The 21,921-nt window shown below is 44.0% G+C and carries 16 protein-coding genes and 1 tRNA gene; 5 read left to right on the forward strand and 12 right to left on the reverse strand.

Annotation, left to right across the window (positions count from 1 at the left end; translation table 11 throughout):
- Positions 1-39: 39 nt before the first annotated feature.
- The 7 genes from MSWHS_RS02450 to MSWHS_RS02480 all read right to left on the reverse strand — a co-directional run bounded on the left by MSWHS_RS02450 (position 40) and on the right by MSWHS_RS02480 (position 8,591).
- Positions 40-732 (reverse strand): ABC transporter ATP-binding protein, encoded by a 693-nt coding sequence (locus MSWHS_RS02450; RefSeq protein WP_231585541.1) that lies wholly within the window; start codon positions 730-732, stop codon positions 40-42.
- A complete protein-coding gene (locus tag MSWHS_RS02455; RefSeq protein ID WP_048158717.1) occupies positions 723-1,712 on the reverse strand; it encodes an ABC transporter ATP-binding protein in 990 nt (329 codons plus the stop codon). The genes MSWHS_RS02450 and MSWHS_RS02455 overlap by 10 nt, the downstream gene beginning before the upstream one ends.
- The gene (locus tag MSWHS_RS02460; RefSeq protein ID WP_082088007.1) at positions 1,709-2,641 is read right to left on the reverse strand and encodes an ABC transporter permease; all 933 of its coding nucleotides are present in this window, start codon (positions 2,639-2,641) and stop codon (positions 1,709-1,711) included. Before MSWHS_RS02460 ends, MSWHS_RS02455 begins: the two co-directional genes overlap by 4 nt.
- Positions 2,638-3,585: an ABC transporter permease gene (locus tag MSWHS_RS02465; protein WP_048125739.1), complete on the reverse strand. Its 948-nt coding sequence runs from the start codon at positions 3,583-3,585 to the stop codon at positions 2,638-2,640. Before MSWHS_RS02465 ends, MSWHS_RS02460 begins: the two co-directional genes overlap by 4 nt.
- Before the next feature lie 126 nt (positions 3,586-3,711).
- Entirely contained in the window at positions 3,712-5,355 is a 1,644-nt protein-coding gene (locus MSWHS_RS02470; protein WP_052722536.1) for an ABC transporter substrate-binding protein, read from the reverse strand.
- 14 nt (positions 5,356-5,369) lie between these two features.
- Positions 5,370-7,154 carry an ABC transporter substrate-binding protein gene (locus MSWHS_RS02475; protein WP_048130178.1) on the reverse strand — a complete coding sequence of 595 codons (1,785 nt, stop codon included), beginning with the start codon at positions 7,152-7,154 and terminating at the stop codon, positions 5,370-5,372.
- Positions 7,155-7,586: 432 nt separating this feature from the next.
- Positions 7,587-8,591, reverse strand: a complete 1,005-nt coding sequence (locus tag MSWHS_RS02480; RefSeq protein WP_197074008.1) for a PHP domain-containing protein — start codon at positions 8,589-8,591, stop codon at positions 7,587-7,589.
- 211 nt (positions 8,592-8,802) lie between these two features.
- On the opposite strand from MSWHS_RS02480, the gene MSWHS_RS02485 reads away from it, so the two are divergent.
- The 4 genes from MSWHS_RS02485 to MSWHS_RS02500 all read left to right on the forward strand — a co-directional run bounded on the left by MSWHS_RS02485 (position 8,803) and on the right by MSWHS_RS02500 (position 17,244).
- A complete protein-coding gene (locus tag MSWHS_RS02485) occupies positions 8,803-9,300 on the forward strand; it encodes a hypothetical protein (protein WP_048125742.1) in 498 nt (165 codons plus the stop codon).
- Between the two features lie 860 nt (positions 9,301-10,160).
- Positions 10,161-13,460, forward strand: coding sequence for a TIGR04279 domain-containing protein (locus MSWHS_RS18295; RefSeq protein WP_052722537.1), 3,300 nt, complete (start codon positions 10,161-10,163; stop codon positions 13,458-13,460).
- Between the two features lie 339 nt (positions 13,461-13,799).
- Entirely contained in the window at positions 13,800-15,140 is a 1,341-nt protein-coding gene (locus MSWHS_RS02495; protein ID WP_048158718.1) for a DNA double-strand break repair nuclease NurA, read from the forward strand.
- On the forward strand, positions 15,130-17,244 hold the full coding sequence (locus MSWHS_RS02500; RefSeq protein WP_231585542.1) for an ATP-binding protein: 2,115 nt from the start codon (positions 15,130-15,132) through the stop codon (positions 17,242-17,244). The genes MSWHS_RS02495 and MSWHS_RS02500 overlap by 11 nt, the downstream gene beginning before the upstream one ends.
- 196 nt (positions 17,245-17,440) lie before the next feature.
- Here the strand turns inward: MSWHS_RS02500 and MSWHS_RS02505 are convergent, their stop codons facing one another.
- From MSWHS_RS02505 to MSWHS_RS02525, 5 genes are all read right to left on the reverse strand, one after another.
- The gene (locus tag MSWHS_RS02505; protein WP_048125748.1) at positions 17,441-17,866 is read right to left on the reverse strand and encodes a hypothetical protein; all 426 of its coding nucleotides are present in this window, start codon (positions 17,864-17,866) and stop codon (positions 17,441-17,443) included.
- A gap of 356 nt (positions 17,867-18,222) precedes the next feature.
- Positions 18,223-18,297, reverse strand: a tRNA-Pro gene (locus tag MSWHS_RS02510).
- Between the two features lie 149 nt (positions 18,298-18,446).
- A complete protein-coding gene (locus MSWHS_RS02515; RefSeq protein WP_048125750.1) occupies positions 18,447-18,998 on the reverse strand; it encodes a UbiX family flavin prenyltransferase in 552 nt (183 codons plus the stop codon).
- A complete protein-coding gene (locus tag MSWHS_RS02520; protein WP_048125752.1) occupies positions 18,998-19,378 on the reverse strand; it encodes a hypothetical protein in 381 nt (126 codons plus the stop codon). Before MSWHS_RS02520 ends, MSWHS_RS02515 begins: the two co-directional genes overlap by 1 nt.
- Before the next feature lie 18 nt (positions 19,379-19,396).
- Positions 19,397-20,602, reverse strand: coding sequence for an HD domain-containing protein (locus MSWHS_RS02525; RefSeq protein ID WP_048125754.1), 1,206 nt, complete (start codon positions 20,600-20,602; stop codon positions 19,397-19,399).
- A 185-nt stretch (positions 20,603-20,787) separates the two neighbouring features.
- Here MSWHS_RS02525 and cofD point away from each other — a divergent pair, with 185 nt between their 5' ends.
- Positions 20,788-21,711 carry a 2-phospho-L-lactate transferase gene (cofD, locus tag MSWHS_RS02535; RefSeq protein WP_048125756.1) on the forward strand — a complete coding sequence of 308 codons (924 nt, stop codon included), beginning with the start codon at positions 20,788-20,790 and terminating at the stop codon, positions 21,709-21,711.
- Positions 21,712-21,921 lie beyond the last annotated feature (210 nt).

A 21,921-nucleotide genomic window follows, 5' to 3' on the forward strand; every position in this document is an offset into this window, starting at 1 on the left:
TTTCCTCATAATCTGCTTGATCCGGAATCTGTTCCGGTTTCACGCTTCAATAACGTCCAGCTTCCCGTTTTCAAGCATTCCCATCCTCTCCGACATGAAGCGGATAACGGCTTCATCATGGGAGATCAGGAGGTAGCCGATTCCCTGCTCTGTCTGCACTTTTTTCAACAAGTGGAGGATCTGGGCCTGAACCGAGACGTCAAGGGCTGAGGTCGGTTCGTCAAGCACAATGTATTCCGGTTCGAGCAGGAGGATCCTGCCAAGGGCAAGGCGCTGGAGCTGGCCGCCTGAGAGCTGGGTCGGGTAGCGGGCAAGCACTTCTTCGGGGAGGCCTATGGTCTTCAGCATTTCTTTTGTGCACCGGATACACCCGGTTCCCGGGGTATCGAGCAGTTTCAGAACTTCAAAAATCGAATGCTCAATCCTCTTCCTGGGGTTAAAGGCATCTGTCGGGTCCTGGAACATCATCTGGACCCTGCGGCGGAAAGTCGCATGTTCGGTTTTTTTCATCCCGAAAAGCGGACTCCCGTTAAGAAGAACTGCGCCATCGGTGGGCCTTTCAAGTCCTGTAATAACTCTTCCGAGCGTGCTTTTTCCTTCCCCCGAGGGGCCCATCAGCCCGAAGGTTTTCCCGGGTTCAAGTTCAAACGACACGTCCCGGAAAATGCATTTTCCTTTTCCTAACAGGCCGGACCCGTATGTCTTTGAGAGGTTTTCGGCTTTCAGGGACATAAAAAACACCTCACTGCCCTTCCGTTTCCTTCTTTGAGTTCGGGGTGTTCCTGCGTGCAACGTTTTTCCTTGGAGGGGCATCTCGGATGGAACCTGCAGCCTGCAGGCGGGCTGCTGAGGGGTGGGGATGAACCGGGTATGGGTACAAAACCGTTTTCAGGCAGGCTGTTCAGGAGGCCCTGGGTATAGGGGTGGAGCGGGCTTTCAAAAAGGGTTGATGGGGTGGCAATCTCAACGATTTCTCCCGCATACATTACGGCAACCCTATCTGCGATCTGCCGCACAAAACCGAGGTCGTGGCTTATCAGAAGCAGGGATGTTTCACTTTTTTCTTTCAGTCCCTTCAGCTCGTTTTCCAGTTCGGCTACGCGGCTCCTGTCGAGCCCTTTGCTGGGTTCGTCTGCTATAAGGAGGACCGGGTCAAGCATGGTTGAAGCCGCAATCAAAAAGCGCTGGTTCATCCCTCCGGAACACCAGGAGGGATAGTAACCCATGTATTCCTGGGGATTTGAAAAACCCACTCGTTTAAGGGCTTCCACGACTTTTGATAGGGCTTTAGTTTTTTTCTTTCCCTTCACTTCCTCTTTTTCCTGTCCGTGAATCCGGAGAGGTTCTGCAAGCTGGTGCCCTATTGAATATACGGGATTTAAAGCAAGAGACGGATTCTGGAAAATGATGGAGATTTCTTTTCCCCTGAGTTTTGCCATCTCTTTTTCGCTCAGTTCGAGGAGGTTTTTGCCTCCGAATTCTATTCTCCCTTTAACTCTGGATTCCGGGGGGAGCAGACACATAATCGCATGTGCGACAACGGATTTTCCGCAGCCCGTCTCCCCTACGAGAGCCACAGTTTCTTTTTCCCTTATAGAAAGCGAAAGGCAGGAAACAGCGGCCACGGTTTCGTTTTTATTCCCGGTTTTATTCTCATTCTCATTTCCCTGAAAAGAAACGTTGAGGTCTTTTATTTCCAGCAGGGTGTTCATTCCGCATCCACTCCTCTTTTTCCACGTTCTTTCTCTTTTCCTTCGAACCCGAACCCTATCAATGCAATGGACATTACACAGAGTGTTATGCAGACTCCCGGAGGCAGGTACCACCACCACATTTCCCTGATAAAACCACCTCTGGAAAAGGCAAAGGAAAGCATGATCCCCCAGCTTTTCATGCTTATGTCCCCGAGTCCCAGGAAGGAAAGTGAGGCTTCCGAAATCATTGCCGAAGCCGTTGCCAGCATGAACTTGGGGAGCAGGACATGGAAGAGGTTCGGGACGATGTCCGAGGTCATGATGTGAAATGGGGAAAAGCCCATGCATCGGGCACTTTTGACATAGCCTGATTCTCTTATCTGCAGGGTTTTTGAGCGGACAACCCTGGCAATTGACTCCCAGGAAAGCAGCCCAAGTACGAGGATCAGGATCCAGATGCTCGGGTGGAGGAATGCTCCCAGGATTATTATCAGGGGGATTTTGGGGATTATCAGGACAACGTCGGTAAAGCCCATAAGCAGTTCGTCAAGCGTCCCCCTGAAGTAGCCTGAAAAAAGCCCTATCATGAGGCCTATTAAGGTTGAGATGCAGGCTGAGGCAAACCCCACCGTCATCGAGATTCTTGCCCCGTAAACCAGTTCCGAGAGTATGTCATTTCCGATATCGTTTGTCCCCAGAAGGTGGGCAGTCGATGGGGCTTCATAGGGAATGAAGCGCTCTGTCGGGGAGTAAGGGGCAAAAAGGGCAGGAAAGAGGGCAAGAATTAGGAAAAAAGTAAAGAGAAATAGTCCTCCTTTGTTGAATCTTTTCAGGTTTCTTCCGTATTTCCGGATATCAAGGTTTAAATTAAAGGATAGAAAATCTTTCCACTGACTGTCTCTTTCCTGGGCGGTGCTTTCCCCTATGTATGTTTCCTTCTGTATCATGCCGGCCTCCTTACTCTCGGGTCGGCAACTGCATACAGCAGGTCCGCAAGCATGTTTGCCAGCAGGACTGCAAGGGCTATTACCAGAAACGAGCCCTGGAGGACCGGGTAATCTTTCCCGATTATTGCATCATAGATAAGGGTCCCCATTCCGTTTAGGGAGAAAACGATCTCTGTAAATAGTGCTCCGCTGAAGAGAAAACCGAAATCAAGGGCAAGCAGGGTAATGATCGGAAGGGAAGCATTCTTTATGACATGCCTGAAAAGAATGGATATGTCATAGAGGCCCTTTGCCCGGGCATAGAGGGCGTAAAGCTGCCCTTTTTCCTGTATGACGCTTCCCCGCATTATCAGGAAGTTTCTGGAGGCGGAAAAGAGAGCCATCACGGTTACCGGTAAAAACATGTGGTGTGCGATACTTCCCGGGGTCGGGACGTTATAAAAACCCTTGAAAGGAAAAAGCCCTAGCTTGAAGGCAAAGATCTCCAGGAAAAGCAGGGCAAGGAAATAGGGAGGTGTGCAGGAAAGTGCAATAAACCCGCAGCATAGGATGCGGTTTGCCTTTGTTTCTGGTTTCCAGCCCGCGTATGCTCCTAGCAGGGTTCCCAGGGCTGCTCCCAGGAGCATGGATACACCCACAAAAAGGAGGGTCCAGACAATCCTATCCCTCAAGATCTCGGTCACAGGGCTGTGAAGGTGGTAGGAGTAACCCAGGTCAAAGCGGAGGAGGTCTCCGATGTAAGCAGTAAACTGCTCGTAAAGCGGTATGTTAAGCCCCATCTCGGCTCTCAGTTCCTCCATTACAGCCTCCGAAACGTAGACGTCTTCCCCTATGAGGTTCTTTACTGGGTCCCCTGGCATAAGCCTGGGGAGCGCAAAGTTGAGGGTGACTATGAGGAGAAAGGAAGCCGCATATCTTAACACTTTTTTTGCCACTTCACGCATTGTACCACCTTCCCGTTTTCAAATCTCCTTACCTTTTTCAAACTGTTTTGTTATTTTCGAGGCACTTCGCCTTTTCAAATCGTTTTTTCGTTTTCAAAGCAATGTTATCCGGAAACTGCTCCTGTCTCATACCTCATGTACATCGAGGAAGGTATCCAGGGTGTAGATTCCTTCAAGGCTGTTGTAGTGCCAGCCTTCGAACCTTTTATTATAGGGGGTAACCTCCTTTTTCCAGTAAACCGGAATTACCGGCAGCTCTTCTGCATAATAGTCCTGCAGGGAGTAAGAACAGGAACGCAGGGTTTCGGGATCGGTAGTATTCAGGAGCTGGTCGCAAAGTCCGGTAAAGACAGGATCTTCGATGTATCCGTAGCGTCTGGAATCGAAGTACCCGGTACCCAGTCCCGCGTGCATCAGCATGCCCCAGGGTGTGGTCCTGGAAAAGACAAGCTCGTACCTGGAACTGTCCTTTCGGTCCCCGTAGGTGTTCAGGTCAACGTTTTCTATTTCAATGTCGATTCCCACATCACGGAAGTACTCCTGCAAAAGTTCAGCATCCCTTTCGTAGCCCGGACAGATCATGAGTTCTAGGAGGATATCTTTTCCGTTTTTGTCTTCCATGATCCCGTTTCCATTGTGGTCTTCATACCCTGCCTTTTCCAGGATTTCCCTGGCTTTTTCCGGGTCGTAACTGCATTTTTCCGTGGGTTTGTAGTATTCCATGTCCGGGGGAACCAGCCCCCTGTTGGGAATGCTTCCGTAACCCAGGGTGTCAAGCTGCATGATTTCTTCGTAATTTATGGCATAGGATAGGGCTTCCCTGAATTCAAGGTCCGAACGGGGGGCTTCGTTTAAGGTAATCCCAAGATAGAAAATTCCGATACTGTCCTTTTTGACAAAGTTGAAGTCCCCAGTTTTTTCCAGACGCTCGATGTTCGCGTAGGGGTAGGAGGAAGCATATTTGTAGTAGGTGTCAGCTTCTCCTTTTTCAAGGGCCAGGCAGGCGGCATCTTCATTTGCGTACCAGTCAACCTCTACCTTATCAAAGGCACAGCTTTTGCCTTCCCAGTAAGGGTTTTTCCGGAAGACGAGGCGGGCGGTGTTCAGGTCTACGGATTCTATATAATAGGGCCCACAGCCCACATAAGGGCCTTTGCTTGAGTATTCCATTGGATTGTCTATCTTTTCCCATATATGGGCGGGAAGAATATAGTAGGTCGCAAATTCCAGGTTGATGCGGGTGTAGGGTCTGTCGAACCTGAAAGTCACCGAGTTTTCAGTCTGCGAAACGGAGGAACTTTCCAGGGTTTCGTTGATCCAGCGGCAAGCAGGATGTTTTTCTCCATAGTAAATTATGCTGAACTGTACATCTTCGGGGGTCACCTTCTTTCCGTCACTCCAGTAAAGGTCATCCCGGATATAGAAGGTCCATTCCCTGTGGTCTTCCGAAACCTCATAATGATCAGCCAGCCTGCCGACTATCCTGCCGTCTTCGGACATTTGCATTAGGGGGAAATTGGAGAGATGGGCAAAGATGCCCAGGTAGTAGTCTCCTATCAGGGATTCAGATTTTATGACGTTCGGGGTTGCAATCTTCAGGACTTTTTCAGGTCCTTCAGATGATTTCGCATCCGTATCTGCTTGCGCACCCGGAGTTTCAATCCCCAATGCCTCTTCATCTCCCGAAGGCGGCATGACCTGGAATGCCCCTCCTAAAAATAGTAAAGAGAGAGCTGCAATACAGAACAGCTTGCTTTTTGTCCACTCCATACGTATCTATCTCCTTAAGCAGAATTTTTCCTTACATTCACGAAGTTTTCCAGGTTATAGATCCCGTAGAGGGGGTCTGCATACCAGCAATCGAATTCCCGGTTGAACGGCGTTACCACATTGTTCCAGTAGAGGGGAATTGCGGGCAGCTCTTCTGCATAGTAGTCCTGAAGCTCGTGGGCACAGGTTTCAAGTTCTGCAGGGTCCGTTGTTGCCAGGATCTCATCGCAGAGTTCCAGGAACTCGGGGTTGTCCACGTTGTGCATGACTCCTTGTCCTGTCCTTCTGGAATCGAAGTAGCCGCTCCCCCAGCTTGCGTGCATCAGCATGCCCCAGGGGGTGGAACGGGTAACGGTCAGGTCATATTCATAATTGTCTTTCAGGGTAATCCAGGTATCCGAATCCGCAGTCCTCAGGTCGGCGGCAAGACTCACATTCTCAAAATACTCTTTAAGAAGTTCGCCTGTGCGGGCGTACTCGGGCCGGATAAGGATTTCAAGTTCGATGTTTTCTCCGTCTTTTCCTTCCAGGATTCCGTCCCCGTTGCTGTCCGAATATCCTGCTTCTTCCAGAATCTCTCTGGCTTTTTCAGGGTCATACTCAAGTTTTTCAGTTTCCTTAAACGACTCCATCACAGGTGGCACAAAACCACGGTTAGGGACTTCCCCATACCCTAGGGTTTCAAGCCTGACGATTTCTTTATAATTTATGGCATAGGCAAGAGCTTCCCTGAATTTCAGGTCCGAAAAAGGAGCTTTTTCCAGGTTCGGGGCAAGGAAAATCAGTCCGATATCCGTTTTTTCCAGAAAATCAAAATCTCCGGTTTCTTCAAGCTGCCCAATTTCGGAATAAGGGTACGACCCTGCGTATTTGTAGTAAGTGTCGGCATCCCCGTTTTTTAGGGCAAGGGTGGCAACGTCCACGTTTGAGTAGAAATGGACCACCACACTTCCGAATGCCGGGGCTTTTCCTTTCCAGTAAGGATTTTTCTCAAAAACGAGTTTTCCGGCATTGAGGTCTATCAGTTTGAGATAGTAAGGTCCGCAGCCCACATAGGGGCCATTGTTTATGTATTCCATCGGGTTTTCTATCGTTTCCCATACATGAGCAGGAAGGATATTGTAGGTCGCAAACTCCAGGTCGATGCGGGTGTAAGGCTTGTTGAATTTGAAGGTCACGGAATTGTTATCTTCCGATACGGTCGAACTTTCCAGGGTATTATTGATCCAGCTGGCCCAGGGGGTCTCTTTCCCGTAGTAGCGGATTGAGAATTCTATATCTTCCGGGGTCACCGGTTCTCCGTCACTCCAGTAGAGGTCATCTTTCAGGTAAAAGGTCCAGCACGTGTTATTTTCCGAAACCTCGTAGCTTTCAGCAAGCTGACCTGCAAGGTGCCCCTCAGAGTCCATTTTCATGAGGGGAGGGTTTGAGAGATGGGTAAAAACCCCCAGATTTGAGTCTCCTATAAATGATGCAGATTTTATTACATTTGGAGTTGCGATTTTCAGAACCGTTCTTTTGGAAATTGCTGACTGCTGCATCTCTTTAGCTGCTGCTTCGGAGATCGGTTCCGAGTTCTGCAATTCTTCCCCTTCTCCGAGCAGGGCTTTTATATACGTAATAACCTGGTCCAAAATTCCGTCTTCTGAGGGCGTAAAGTTTTCTCTAGAATCTTCAGACTCTGCCGCTCCTGCTGGATACATGTTTGCACAAAAAATAAAAATGAGTGTGGCAAAAGTTAGCCCCTGTTTCAATCCTCTGTTTAATCCTGATCTCTTGAAATGTTTCCTCTGTTTCATCCTGCTGCCTCTTCCTGTTTTACTTCCTTTCTCCTGGATTGCAGAAATAGCACCAAAGGCCCCGGTTATTTTGAAAAACTCATTGTTGTCCTGCTTCTTCTTTGCACCAATAGAGGGTGGGGACAATAGTATGCGTGAATTTTGAGTACTCCTACACGTTACATGTTAAATTTGGAGTCTGAACGATAATGGTAACCTTGATGTGTATTTTTCTTCAATTTTATCTGTATATTAATAATATTGGATATATTGATAATTAAAAATCATACGAAATTATTTTTTTTTATGTTATAGGTTCTAAACAATTTCGTAATATAAACCTTTTGATTTTTAATCTCTTTTTTAAAAAACAGATTTCTACGCAGCCTATTTTTTGAGTGTAGCTTCAATCTAACTGGAAAACAGAAAAATGCTTTGAGAAAAATTGTGTTTTTACTTTTGACTTTTAATCTCAATCTTTTTTTCAATTTTTCTTGCAAAGCTTTCTTTCGAGTGAATATAGATGGAAGCTGGAAGCCCGGTATTTGAGATCATATAAAGCAGGTCCATGGTTGTCCGGTTAAGCCTGGGAGAGTAGTTTAAAAGTGTGCTCCTCGAGACCCTTACCATTGTATCCAGGGACTTTATTCCTGTCAGGTACCTTTTTATATCGCGGGTTCTCTGGCTTTTTTCAAATATCAGGTCTATCCACGTATTCATTTCTTCCATCAGAATTTCCCTTGTAAGGTCTTCAGGGACAATGTAACTTTTTCCTTTCTCTATATTTTTGAAATATTCTCTGAAGTTGTCTCCCTTTGCAAGCGTATACACCTTCCCAAGCCCCCCTGAGTGGGTGTCCGTTGTTGCAGCGATGCCTTTACCGAACCTTTCCGCAAGGGCGATCGTAAGCTCATTTTTCTGCTTGAGCTCATGCATGTTATATTCAAGTACAGGAAATAATTTTGCCAGTTTAGGCACTGCAGAGAGGTCAGGCTCCTGGCGAAGCTCAAACCAGAAGGGATGGTTGTAGATAAAGGGCAGTTTATGACTTTTGAGATATCTTATAAAACTCTTCAGGTCATGTTCTATTATTGAAATCTCTGTAAGTTCTAAAAAGTCTTCTCTACAAAGTTCGAAAACGTTCACATGTAGTGTGTGCCCTGCAAACTCCGGGTCATAGATGGTCATTTCAACGCCAGAGACCAGTTTTTCCCTGTCCCATCCGAGAATTTCGTATGCGTTGACTGTATTATGGTCCGTAAATGTTACAAAATCCATTCCCATCCCAAGGGCTTTTTCATAAAGGCTTTCAGGACGCAAATCTTTTGCCGGGAGCACATCAAAAGAACAGGTAGTATGCACGTGCAGATCTGCCCGTTTCCAGCCTTCCTCCATAAGCTCAGCTGCCCTTTCCGGTGCAATCAGCTTTTCCTGATAATTCTTCGGCCTTCTCCCCATAGGCGTAGAATCCTGAGATTTTTAATTTTGTCCCGATTATTTTTATTCGGCTTTATATTTCTTCTACTATAGTATACTCCTTTTTTTAAATTAAGGTTTTCCGGGCTTTTCACTGAGGAGTACAGTCAGTATTTTTTTGTATTTCATACCACCATGTTTATAAATATGCTAAAGTATCCCTGTAGCTTCACAAAAACGATAGTGATTAACTATGGGGTTATTCGGAAAACTAAGAAAAATCATTAGCATTATTTTTGAAAATGAGGCCGAGCAAAAGGGAGATGACTTCGAAAAATACGTGGTGGACCTCTTCGATGAAAAGCAATTCTCCATCGTGCAGTGGACTACAGATATGGCAAGAAAACATACCCGATTCGTAGAATCCGACTGCGGCCCTGACCTTGTCTTCCGCTACAAACCCACCAATGAAATCTTCTGCGTGGAGTGCAAGTACAGGTCAAAACTCTTCAAAGGCAAACTCCAGTGGGCTGCAACCCGTCAACTAGGACGCTACAGGAGCTTTGCAAGGGACAATGAGATTCCGTTTTACGTCGTCATAGGGCTCGGTGACAAAGCCGGAAAGCCGAAAAGAATGTTCAGCATCCCCCTTGAAGAAGCAAAGTCTCCTGTGCTTTCTCCGGAGTGCTTTGAGAAGTTTGAACGAAGTCCAAAAAAGAAGTTTTTCTGGAAAGGTGGAATGCTGAAATAAATTTCCCAAATTAATTTTGGTTATCCACTAATACCTGATTGATGTTTTCATGGTATATTCTCAAATATGGCTTTTGCTTGCGTTTGTATGCCCACACAGCAGTTCGGTCACAGCAGTGCTAAAAATGTGGGAAAGGAATAGCTGTAAACTGTATTTCGATTATTTTGAATTAATATCAATCAACAAATGATGGACGACCAGTTTTCCTTTATCGTAATAACCATGGAAAGCCCAAAAACAAGCCGTTTGATTTCTCTAATTCATCTAATATTTTTTCAAGGGCATATATTTCACCCAATTTAACCAGAGGAACAAGAAAAAACTGGGAAAGAATAAGAGGACTTCAAACACTTTCCGTGAGCCTGGCATTTGTAGAACCATCGTGTTGTAAAGGCATCAAAAAGCAACCAAAAGTCGCGTTTGGTCTTCTATCCTGAAAACACCAATTCTGTATCAGTGGACGACCGAAGCACTGGTTTGTTTTTTTTTGTAACTGTATCAAAAAGATATATTTTTATAAGAAATCGTAACCAACTGTAGTCAAGTTACGGCTGATTATCAAAAAATCTTGGAGCCTATTCGAAGAGTCAGTAATGCATGTTGATAAGTTCCAATAGACCTCTAATGTCCAAGTATCCTTTCCGTTTGTGAATATTGCATTTTGTGATAGTTACAGTAAGTCACAATACTTTTCGGATAAGTACTCTTAGCCAACTTTCATTATTGTATGACAAGAATGGGTATACAATTTTTAAAGTGTTTAATTCTAAACAAACTGGATTTCCATCAAGATGAAATTTTGAAAGGGAACGTAAAAACCAGATTTAAGTCTAAACGAGGATAATTAAGGGGTGTAGTGATTGAAGAAAAAAACAGGGTTGTGTAAAGGAACACTTGGTAGTAAATGGAAATTAACCTGGATTTTATTAATTCTTATTTTTTCAATAATTTCAGTATCAGCCACAGGGGTAGAAAACAGCACAAAAAGCCACTCAAGTGGCATAGTAGACTATCATGAACAAAAAAAGGATGTAAGTAATGTAGTAGACGATCATGAACAAAAAATAGATGTAAGTAATATAGTAGATGATCATAATCAAAAAACAGATGCAAGTGACGTAGTAGATGATCATAACCAAAATACAGACACGGGCGACATAGTAGATGATCATAACCAAAAAACAGACACGGGTGATGTAGTAGTTAATCATAAACAAAAAACAGATGTAAGTAATGTAGTAGATGACCATAACCAAAAAACGGATGTAAATAATGTAGTAGATGATCAGGACCAAAAAACGGATGTAAATAATGTAGTAGATGATCAGGACCAAAAAACAGATTCAAGTAATGTAGTAGATAACCGGGACCAAAAAACAGATACAAGTGATGTAGTAGATGACCAGGACCAAAAAACAGATACAAGTGATGTAGTAGACGATCAGGACCAAAAAACAGATACAAGTAATGTAGTAGACGATCAGGACCAAAAAACAGATACAAGTGACGTAGTAGATGATCATAAACAAAAAACAGATTCAAGTGGCGTAGTAGGTGATCATAAACAAAAAACAGATTCAAGTGGCGTAGTAGGTGATCATAAACAAAAAACAGATACAAGTAATGTAGTAGATGGTCATAAACAAAAAACAGATTCAAGTGGCGTAGTAGATAATCATAAACAAAAAACAGATTCAAGTGGCGTAGTAGATAATCATAAACAAAAAACAGATTCAAGTGGCGTAGTAGGTGATCATAAACAAAAAACAGATACAAGTAATGTAGTAGATGGTCATAAACAAAAAACAGATTCAAGTGGCGTAGTAGATAATCATAAACAAAAAACAGATTCAAGTGGCGTAGTAGGTGATCATAAACAAAAAACAGATTCAAGTGGCGTAGTAGGTGATCATAAACAAAAAACAGATGCAAGTGACGTAGTAGATGGTCATAAACAAAAAACAGATTCAAGTGGCGTAGTAGATAATCATAAACAAAAAACAGATTCAAGTGGCGTAGTAGATAATCATAATCAAAAAACAGATTCAAGTGGCGTAGTAGATGGTCATAAACAAAAAACAGATTCAAGTGGCGTAGTAGATAATCATAAACAAAAAACAGATTCAAGTGGCGTAGTAGATGGTCATAAACAAAAAACAGATGCAAGTGACGTAGTAGATGGTCATAAACAAAAAACAGATGCAAGTAATGTAGTAGATGGTCATAAACAAAAAACAGATGCAAGTAATGTAGTAGATGGTCATAAACAAAAAACAGATGCAAGTAATGTAGTAGATGATCATAAACAAAAAACAGATTCAAGTAATGTAGTAGATGGTCATAAACAAAAAACAGATGCAAGTAATGTAGTAGATGATCATAAACAAAAAACAGATTCAAGTGGCATAGTATATTCTCATAAACAAAAAACAGATGCAAGTAATGTAGTATATTCTTATAAACAAAAAACAGATGCAAGTAATGTAGTAGATGATCATAAACAAAAAACAGATTCAAGTGGCATAGTATATTCTTATAAACAAAAAACAGATGCAAGTAATGTAGTAGATGATCATAAACAAAAAACAGATGCAAGTAATGTAGTAGATGATCATAAACAAAAAACAGATGCAAGTAATGTAGTAGATGATCATAAACAAAAAACAGGTCCAGTTGACGTAGTAGACTGCCAAAATCAAAAAACAGATTCAAGTAATGTAGTAGACAGGCAGAACCAAAAAACAGATGCCAGTTCCGGATTAGATTGTCCGGCAGGCTCCCAAGTTAGCTCTGAAGAAAAAACAGATGGCATTACTGGATTAGATTATCTCACAAGCTCCAACGTTATCTTTGAACAAAAAACAGATGCAAATAATGAACAATATATTGGGGCGAAAAATGAATCAAAAACCGAAGTGTACAATGATACACAAACTCTAAAAAATGGGGAAATGAGCCCTGAAATAAAGGTATACAACTGGAATGACAGCGCAGGAAACGAGTCGGTGATACCTGAGATAAAAGTAGGGGGCAGCAGCTGGAACCATTTGAAATTCATACAATCATATTCCTATTCTCTTCGTTCTTTTTATACTGTAAACGAGAAAGTGAAGATAATCTATAGAGGGCCTGAAACTCTCGGACAGCAGAAAATTAAAATATATCTTGTTAAGGAAAAAAGCCCGTTTCTTCCTGAAAATGGCATTTCAAACGGCATAAATGAAAGTACGATTTCCCTTGAAGATGTTTTCAATAGTAACACGGAATTTTATATCCAGATACCCGGGACTTTGAACAAATACGGAGACTTATCTCCTCTAACTGTTGGTCCTCTTCCTGCTGGAAGTTACTGGGTCCTTATAACCCTCGCAGGAAACGAAAATGAAAAACCTGAATCCGAAAAAGAGATTCTTTTAGCGAACTATTTCGAAGTTCTCAAATACGAACTGGAAGCCAGAGTTCCGTATACCTTCGAGGAAGGCGAAAGTTTTGAAGTCAATCTGAAACTGAAGAATGCACCTGTTCAGAAGAATTATACGTACTGGGCTTTACTGATAAGTGAAGATGCCTATACAACATCTGAAGGCACAAATTCAGGCCGGATGAATATCGGAATCAGGCCCATCGTGAACGGGAACGATATTCTCAGGAGTTTAAATGCCAGTTTGATTGAATCTGAGTCCGAAACCGGAAAAGGAGAGCTTGAGAGCAATATCCAGGCTCTTATCGGAAAAGGCAATGGTATTATAAGTATAAGCGAAAAAGACCAGAGCACTTTTTCCCTAAAAAGCTTCGAACTTCCTCCAGGAGACTACCTCTTCCTTGCAGGTGCTTATGAAAATGACAAAGGTCTTGCAGGGATAGCCCAGAAAAAACTAAGAATCTCCGCCGAAAACTCACATGGGTCAGGCTTGAAATCCAGCTCGGAAAATCAGACCTTTGACAATATCTCTCCAAAAATATACACAGTCTCTTCCTTGATGGGAATTAACCCTTATCTCGAAACTCCAGACGCATTCATATCCAAAGATCTCAAACCCTACGTTCAGGCAAGAGCATCAGTAGAAGTCGTAAGAAATCCCCCAAAAATCCCCTCCTTCCTGATAGGTTTTTCAGGAACCCTCCTTATCGGACTTGCTATACTGAGGAAATTTAGATAAAACCGAAAAATCAATTTCGAACGGCCACTTCACCCCAAACAGGTCGCCCGACAATTTAGAATATTTTCTTTTTCAGCGATGATTGAGTATTAAAGCTGGGAATCCTTACAAAGTATCTCTTTCTGGGGGACTGCGTACTGAGATAACTCTCTAATTGTACTTAGCTTGTGATTTCCGTTTTCTATCTTTTTTCTCTATCATTTGAGAGGATTTTTCCTAAAAAACAGTTGTATATTTCTTATTTTCAGCACCTGTTTCTCAGAAAATCTGCCTTCTATCTACCCTCTATTCCATCTCCCACTCAACAAATATATATTACTCTTTAAGTATCTTTTATTCATGACCCTTGAGCCCGTGCATATGCATAAGATCTCGGAGCTTGCAGAGAGGATTGACCGTTCATTTGAAGCTGATGAATCAAAAACGGCAGCTGATATTTATTTTCTGCTTGAGGAATTGAAGATTGACGGGAAAGTAATCCTGAAGGCTGTGGAAAGGCTCTTTCGGGGGATGGTCAGGCCCGAGCTGATGACACAGGGCGAGGATCCGTATCCTGTTACTTATGCCTGTGACAGCGGGAGCACGAACCCGAAAACTTACGACAGTGGGCTTTTTGTTGACTTTTGCCACTGCGGGCTGGCTGCAACACCTACCGATCTTGATGTCCAGAGGTGCAGAACAATTGTCTGTGCGGCTTATTCTTCTTCGCAGAGGATAGCAATGCGAGCGACATCAGGCTGGGAAACCTTCGATGAAGGGCTTGGGAGGGCAAAGCTGGTAACAATTGCTCCGGACGAGCTGAAAAGAAAGGCTCCTGACATGGTGCACAGTTTAGCCATGTACCTGGCAGAATCCGAGCACATGCTTTTCATGAAGGATCTGTTAGAACCGGAGAGCTTTTTCATAATGGACGGGCCTCTTTATCCGAAACAGCTCATGTACTGGATGGTGCTGGACGACGAGGAAGTGCAAATCCGGCAGAACAATAATGCCCGAAAAATCCTCCAGAATTACATTGATATTATGGACCATTTTCTGGAAAAAAAGAGACCTGTGATAGGCTTTGTAAAAAATCCGACTGACGTGCAGATCATGGACAGCGTCCGGAAGAAAAGGGAAGGTTTTGACCTGCCCTGGATGCTTGATTCACAGTTTTTCCGAAACCTTCTCTCCCTTTACAAGGTTGAAGGCCAGAGAGGGCAGGGGCATGACAGACATAATTCGAAAACCAACGGGAAAAACGGCAAGTATAACGGTTCCAGAAATACTTACATTACTTACACTAATTGGTTTTTGCAGCCCAACCGATTTTACGAAAGGATGCTTAACGGGACTTCTCCTCTTGCAGCCGGGGATGCATTCCAGCAAGAGCTCAGGCATAAGTTTTCGCCTGAGGACTATGCTCTCTGTTTCTTCATGCTTTACGTACCTTCCACGGATGTGGTTTTTAAGGTTGAAGCTCCTTATGGGCTTATTAAGGATGATTTCCTGCGCATGCAAATTACCAAAAAAGTGCTCTTTGACCTTTCTTTGCATGGTTTTCCCCTCACTCTCACAAAGGCAGACCACCTCGCAAAAATCAGGAAAGTGGAGAGGCAGGAGATCGATAAATTTTTTGAAAATATGAGTCCTGATATCTCTTATAATGACACTCGGTGGGGTAATATCAATGAAATATGAAGATGCCGATATTCTGGCTTTTATTTCCAATAAGTCAAAACCTACTTCTGCTTCTGAAAAGGATGCCGAATCCGACGATAATGCAGGCTCAGATGAAAGTTCCAAGGCGAGGGATCTGGAAAAAAAAGACCTGGAAAAGGATCTGCTTACGGAAGTCCCCGGCTTGGACTCACTGCCAGCTTTTGAAGAATTCCCTGTTTCTTCAGCTGAAGCTCCTATGGAAGCCGATCCGCATAACTCTTTAAATAATGGTTCAAATACAGCCTCTCAGGCTCTTCCCAGCCGTTCACAGGCTGTTCCGGAGCTCACGTCCTCTTTTTCCCCGGATAACTCTTTTGTTGCAAGGCTTTCCGGAAAAGATGAACTTCCATTTGAAGCATTTGATGGCTATGATTTTGAAACCTCCGGAGTTACTCCATCTCTGGATGAAGCTTTCGGAATTGTCACAACCGGTATAGAGCCTCTGGAAATAACTCACTCGGGAGCTACAATTACTGGATACATTGCTTCTGCCCGCAGGAGTGAGATTAGGCTTGGGACATATGTTGTTGTGCCGTATGAGGGTGGAGAAAAACTCTTTGCAAGGGTAGGAAAACTTCAGTACAGGCAGGAGTTTGCAGTGGATGATGCAACTGAAATCCATTCGAGGCGCATGCTGAATGCCCGGGCAAGCCCTATGAATGAGGCAGACTATAAGTTTCTTGCCTGCCTTGACCCTCTTTGCATCCTGTACCGGAAAAAATCAGATAGTGCACTTACACGCAGGATGGCAGACAGAATTCCTCGCCCGAATACTCCTATACTGCCTGTTACGGATAGGCTTGAAGTTCAAACAGGGTTGAACATACCTGAAGAGGGGGTTTTCCTGGGGCACCTCAGCGTTGGAGGAGAACTTGTAAAGACCCACTCTGAACCCGAAACAGTTGCCTATTACCTGAGAAACGATTATTTTCTGGGCGACCCCCTTATTTTCAGGCATATACTGATCTGCGGGAGCACGGGAACAGGAAAGACTTTCCTCTCAAAAAACATCCTGCGCCAGTTCATGACCGAAAGCAACCGGTACCGACTGCGGAATTCTCCCGATAAAGCCCGGAAAAATCCCTGCCTGGTAATTATGGATCCTCAGGACGAATATTCCCAGCTTTTTGAGGACAACGAAACCCTGACCGAAGAGGACAAATTCAGGTTTGAGTCCGAAAATGTCACTTACGGCAGGGTTCAGTCCACAAAGGCTTTTGTGGCAAAGGTAGACGGACAGAAATATCCCGGAGATAAATCAAGGGCAGAACAGCTCGAGTTTACAATTCCGTTTTCCCTTGTGAAGCACAACTCCTGGCTGATATCGGCAGCCGGAATGTCTGAACTTCAGTACATAGGGCTTGAAGTGCTCCTCGGGGACTTTTTCAAATCAAGCGTTCCCCATACCTACCTGAACTTCATTAACTACATTGAAAATGAAGGTACTCGTTCCCACTACGTTGACAGTGGAAAACTGCATGAGTCCTCTTATGATGGAATTGTGAGGAGAGTCAGTAGTCGGTTTTTCCCGAAGGTATTTGATCAGGATGCAACTCCAATCACCGAAATTGTGGATAAAATCTTCAAGCCAGGGCAAATTTCGGTTTTCCCAACCGAGTACATAAGTTCTCCTAGAATCAGGGACCTCATAGTGCTCACAATCATGAGCCTGATTGTTGACAACAAGCTCAATACCACAGGGATTGATGCCATTAAAGAAACTCCAATCGTCCTGGCGCTGGATGAAGCTCATCGCTATCTTTCCCGTGCAAACGGAGAACATGCCCGTCTTATCATCTCCCGTTTCGCCGACGCAGCCCGGCAGGGAAGAAAGGAAGCGTTGGGGCTCTTTTTGATCACGCAGGACCCTCAGGATATTGACGACACTGTTTTCAAGCAGGTCAACACAAAGCTGATCCTTAATCTCAATAATGACGCTGCAATCTCATCCTTAAACGTCCCTAAAGAATACGAACGCAGGATTCCTTATCTCAAAAAAGGACAGATGATAATCCACAGCCCTGATAACAGTGATATTGTGGAAATCCTTGGGCTTTCAAACTGCGTTGTGAGGCACCGCTAAGAAGGTATGAAGCTAATAATTATAACTAAAAAACGATAATTGATGAAAAAATGTACAAAACTTGAATATTTACGAAACCTTCTTTTTCAAGAAAGGGTTCTCAGCACATGCCTGCTTGAAGCACAGGCATGTGTTTCTTCTTTTGTATTTCTTCTTTCTTTTTATTTCTTTATGTGTTCTGTCCCTGTTTTTCAGCTTAAAGCAGTTCGCAGAGCCCCATGTTATCGAGAACCGCCTTGATATTCCAGTATACATACCTCTTATATCCACTGGGGTCAGGGATGTCGTAAATTGCCATGCCTCCGACATTCCAGGCAACGTTTTTGATAAGCTCACTCTCTTGCAGTTTGTCTACGAACTCTTTGAGTTTGCTGAAGTCATCGATACTTTCTCTCCAATCTGCAGCCCTCAGTCCACTGTCACCTGCGTTTGCCATCTCCATCTTCTGCAGGGCAAATGCATATATCTCGAGCATGTCGATGTTTGCAGGCAAGACGTTCTTGACAATCGGGGCCCCTTCCCGCATACTTTCTTTCAGTCTTTCCGTAAATGCAAAGACGTCGTCGGAAGTCAGGGTGTTTTCGGCTATCTTTCCTTTTAATGTTTCAAGAATCTGTTTCATGATATTTTACCCCTACATAAAATGGCTCACATAGTCTGATTTTAAAGGGTGAGTTCCAGGGAGTAGTTTATTCACACCTAAAATAAGTAATAAGTTTTCTCTATTAAAATGATTCTAAATCAGTTAGTTCTGCGGAGTTATTCACCCACACATAAAACAGGATTAATCTGTTTTCTATATTAAAATTATCTGTTATTTATAAAGACCTTATTTATAAATTAATATTTTTTTATAGTAATTGTTGTGGATGATATCTTTTACGCTGTAAACCGAAGTAATAAAGATATTAAACAGCCATTACCTGTGCAGGATTTTATAAAAAAAGTGATAAATTACATAAGAAATATGAAAAAGGATGGGATAGCGCGGATTTGAACCGCGGTCCAAGCGTCCCAAACGCTCGAGGATGGACCAAGCTACCCTACTATCCCAAGGGTACTTCCTCTCAAAGGCTATTATCCTTTATATAGCTTTCGTTAGAACATACACCTGTAATCTGACTTTATGAATCAACACTTCCAGCTTTACTTACTTTAATTCTGGAATTTGTGCAGGGGTTTCCCGATCCTGAGTCGTTTTTTCACTCCCAACGCTGGTATATGTCGTTTTCCACTCCTAAAAGGTCAAGCGCCCTGCCTGCCATGGTGTCTATGAGGTCATCCAGGGTTTTCGGTCTGGAATAGAAACCCGGACATGCCGGGAGAATGCTTGCCCCAGCCCTTTTAGCCTTCAGCATGTTCTCGAGGTGTATCAGGTTCAGGGGAGTTTCCCTTGTCATCAGGATCAGTTTTCTTTCCTCTTTCAGGCAGACGTCTGCAGCCCTTGTTATCAGGGTGTCTGATATCCCGTTTGCAACTGCCCCGAGGGTTTTCATGCTGCAGGGAGCGATGACCATGCCTGCAGTTTTATATGAACCGCTGGCTATGGGGGCTGAAAAGTCTTTCTGAAAATAATTCCAGGTTGCAAGCTTTTCCACTTCAATGGGCAAGTAATCAGTTTCGATCTCGATTATCTGTTTTGCAGCTTCGGTCAGTACAAGATGGGTCTTAATTCCTTTTTTCGCCAGCACTTCCAGAAGGCGGATCCCATACTGCACCCCTGAAGCCCCGCTGATTCCTACAGTTATTTCCATTATTTGCTTCTCCTTGCAGTCATGTCACTTTTTTCACAGGAGATAATGAAGCTTCCAACCATTTCCTCTGCGGCTGAGACTATTTCTCTGATCTCTTGCTGGCTGATATTATCCACATGGATTCCGGCAACAAATACCGATGTCTTTCCTGTTGCCCTGCTTACTCGCCTTGCACTGTCCAGGGCAAGCTGCTCTTCCCTGTGTCCGGGAAGTGTTATCACAGAAGAGCTGGCTCTCCTGCTTTTTTCATCAAATAGCCCGACCGCAACAGCACCTGCATGTTCCTTCCCGCCGGTAAGGGTCAGCAGGTAGTCTTCCCCGATCTTTTTTACCTCGAGTATGATTTCTACACTGCAGACTTTCCTTGTGGTTTTAAACAAAAATTTTACTCCTGTATTTTAAGTTTTTTCCAGATCACTCAGCTTAAACTGCTTTGTGGTCTTTTTAATGTTAAAATATTCCTTTGCAGCTTTTCCCACGGCTTCGCAGTGCTCTTTTGGGCTGTAGACTCCCATTCTCCAGTTATCCATATGGGCTTCCTGCAGGATTGATACAAAATGTGAAGCTTCATTAAGCGGGATCATCCTGTGATCTGCTTTTATCATCGCTTTCATTTCCAGCATTTCAGGGGTCTTTGGAATATCCACAAGCACGCATTGAGAGTCTACTCCTGCAAGTTCTGCAATCTCCTTCTCAGCTCTCTCAATTTTATCTCGGTGCTTGAGTACACCTTTTCCTGCATCTTCAAGCCCTGTATAAAGCGCCCGCTTATAGAGTTTGCGTGAATCCAGCCGTCTGGCAAGTTCTCCTGCATATCCGCTTGCGTTTCGCATGGCTGCTGTCAGGTCTGTGTCATCCATCTGCCTGAGCCTGGATGGATCAAGTTCCCCATTCTTGACCATATACTCCACGGCTTTTGAACACATTGCTTCCGAAATTCTGGTCACGTGATGATAGTAAACCGAGGTATTCATCCAGAAACGGGAGACCAGAAGAGATTCGGCAGCTTTCAACCCCCCGTAGTCGATAACAAGCCTGTTTTCGTAAAAGTGCATCTGGTTGATCAGGCGGTTGTAGTCCACGACCCCGAAGGCAACCCCCGTGTAGTGGGAGTCCCGGACAAGGTAGTCCATCCTGTCCACATCGATCTCACTGCTGAGGATCTGTCCTAAAGAGGTTTCGCCTTTGATGTGTTTTGCAAGGTCTCCAGGGGAAATTCCATGCTTTTTCAGTACTTCTTTTATTTCTCCTTTCCCTACAATTTCCTTTACATCATCATGCCTGTGCCGGGTATACTTGTCAATAGCATTCTCGGTTACGTGGGAATACGGCCCATGCCCTACATCGTGCAAAAGGGAGGCAGCTCTGATCTCTGTTTTTTTATCCTTTTCAATAGAATTGAGGTTTTTCATCAGTATGGAGGCAAGGTGCATGGCTCCGAGGGAGTGTTCAAAACGGGTATGGTTTGCTCCCGGATATACAAGGTTTGAAAAGCCAAGCTGCTTAATCCTTCTGAGACGCTGCATCTGGGGGGTAGCCAGAAGTTCCTGGACGATTTCATCCATTTCGATGTAACCGTGTACGGGATCAAGGACTACTTTCATTATTCTTTAGACAGATGTCATTATATATTGCTGTATCTATTACTTTGATGCTAACTTTGATGCTAACTTTGATGCTATCTTTGATGCTAACTTTGATGCAATCTTTGATGCTAACTTTGATGCTGGATAAGTTGCAGGAGCACCTGCTATCCAAAGTCTGAAAAAATCCGGGAAAGGTATTTATCATGATCATATTGTCAGGCGGCACCGGAACTCCCAAACTCCTTGACGGGCTCAAGGACATCCTCCCACCGGAGGAATTGACTGTTGTTGTAAACACTGCTGAAGACCTGTGGGTTTCTGGGAACCTTATCTCTCCGGACCTTGATACAGTGCTCTATCTCTTCTCAGATCAGATAGACCGAAAGAAATGGTGGGGTATAGAAAACGATACTTTCAGGACTTATGAACGTATGCAGGAACTCGGGGTTGAAGAAAGCTTGAAGCTTGGGGACAGGGACCGGGCAATCCATATTATCCGTTCAAATCTCATCCGGGAGGGGGCATCCCTTTCGGAAGCGACAGTAAAGCTTGCATCCTTTTTAGGGATTCAGGCAAACATTTTCCCTATGTCCGATGACCCTGTTTCTACCTGTATTGAGACCCTGAATGGGGTTATGCATTTTCAGGACTTCTGGGTTGGAAAACACGGAGAGCCTGATGTGCTTGGAGTTGACATCAGAGGCGTTTCTGAAGCTTCAGTTGCTAAAAAGGTTATTGAAGCTCTTGAAAAGGATGACAGAGTCCTCATAGGTCCGAGTAATCCCATAACCAGCATAGGGCCCATTATCTCCCTGCCGGGAATGAGAGAACTGCTGAAACAGAAAAAGGTTGTTGCAGTCAGCCCGATCATAGGAAATGCTCCTGTCAGTGGCCCTGCCGGGAAACTGATGCAGGCCTGTGGGCTTGAAGTTTCTTCCATGGGAGTTGCGGAGTACTATCAGGAATTCCTTGACGTCTTTGTTTTCGATGAAAGGGACAGAGCAGACGAATTCGCTTTTGAGAAGCTTGGTTGCCGGGCCTGCCGTGCAGATACCCTGATGACCTCCACGGAGAAAAGTAAGGAACTGGCAGAGTTCGTAGTCGGACTTTTCGATACCGTATTCTGATTTTTCGATTTCTTTTTCTTTCCTTTTTTTCTCTTTTTTCCCTCTCTCTTTTTCCTCCCTTTTTTTCTCTTTTTTCCCTCTCTCTTTTTTCTCCCTTTTTCTTTCTCTTTTTTTCCCTCTTCTTTCCCTTTATTCCCGTAAATTTCCTTTTCCTTTTCTTTTTCTGCTGATCCAGTCTTCAACGTTAACAAAATTCGAAAGATTTATGTA

This window comes from Methanosarcina sp. WWM596 (assembly GCF_000969965.1).
Lineage (GTDB): Archaea > Halobacteriota > Methanosarcinia > Methanosarcinales > Methanosarcinaceae > Methanosarcina.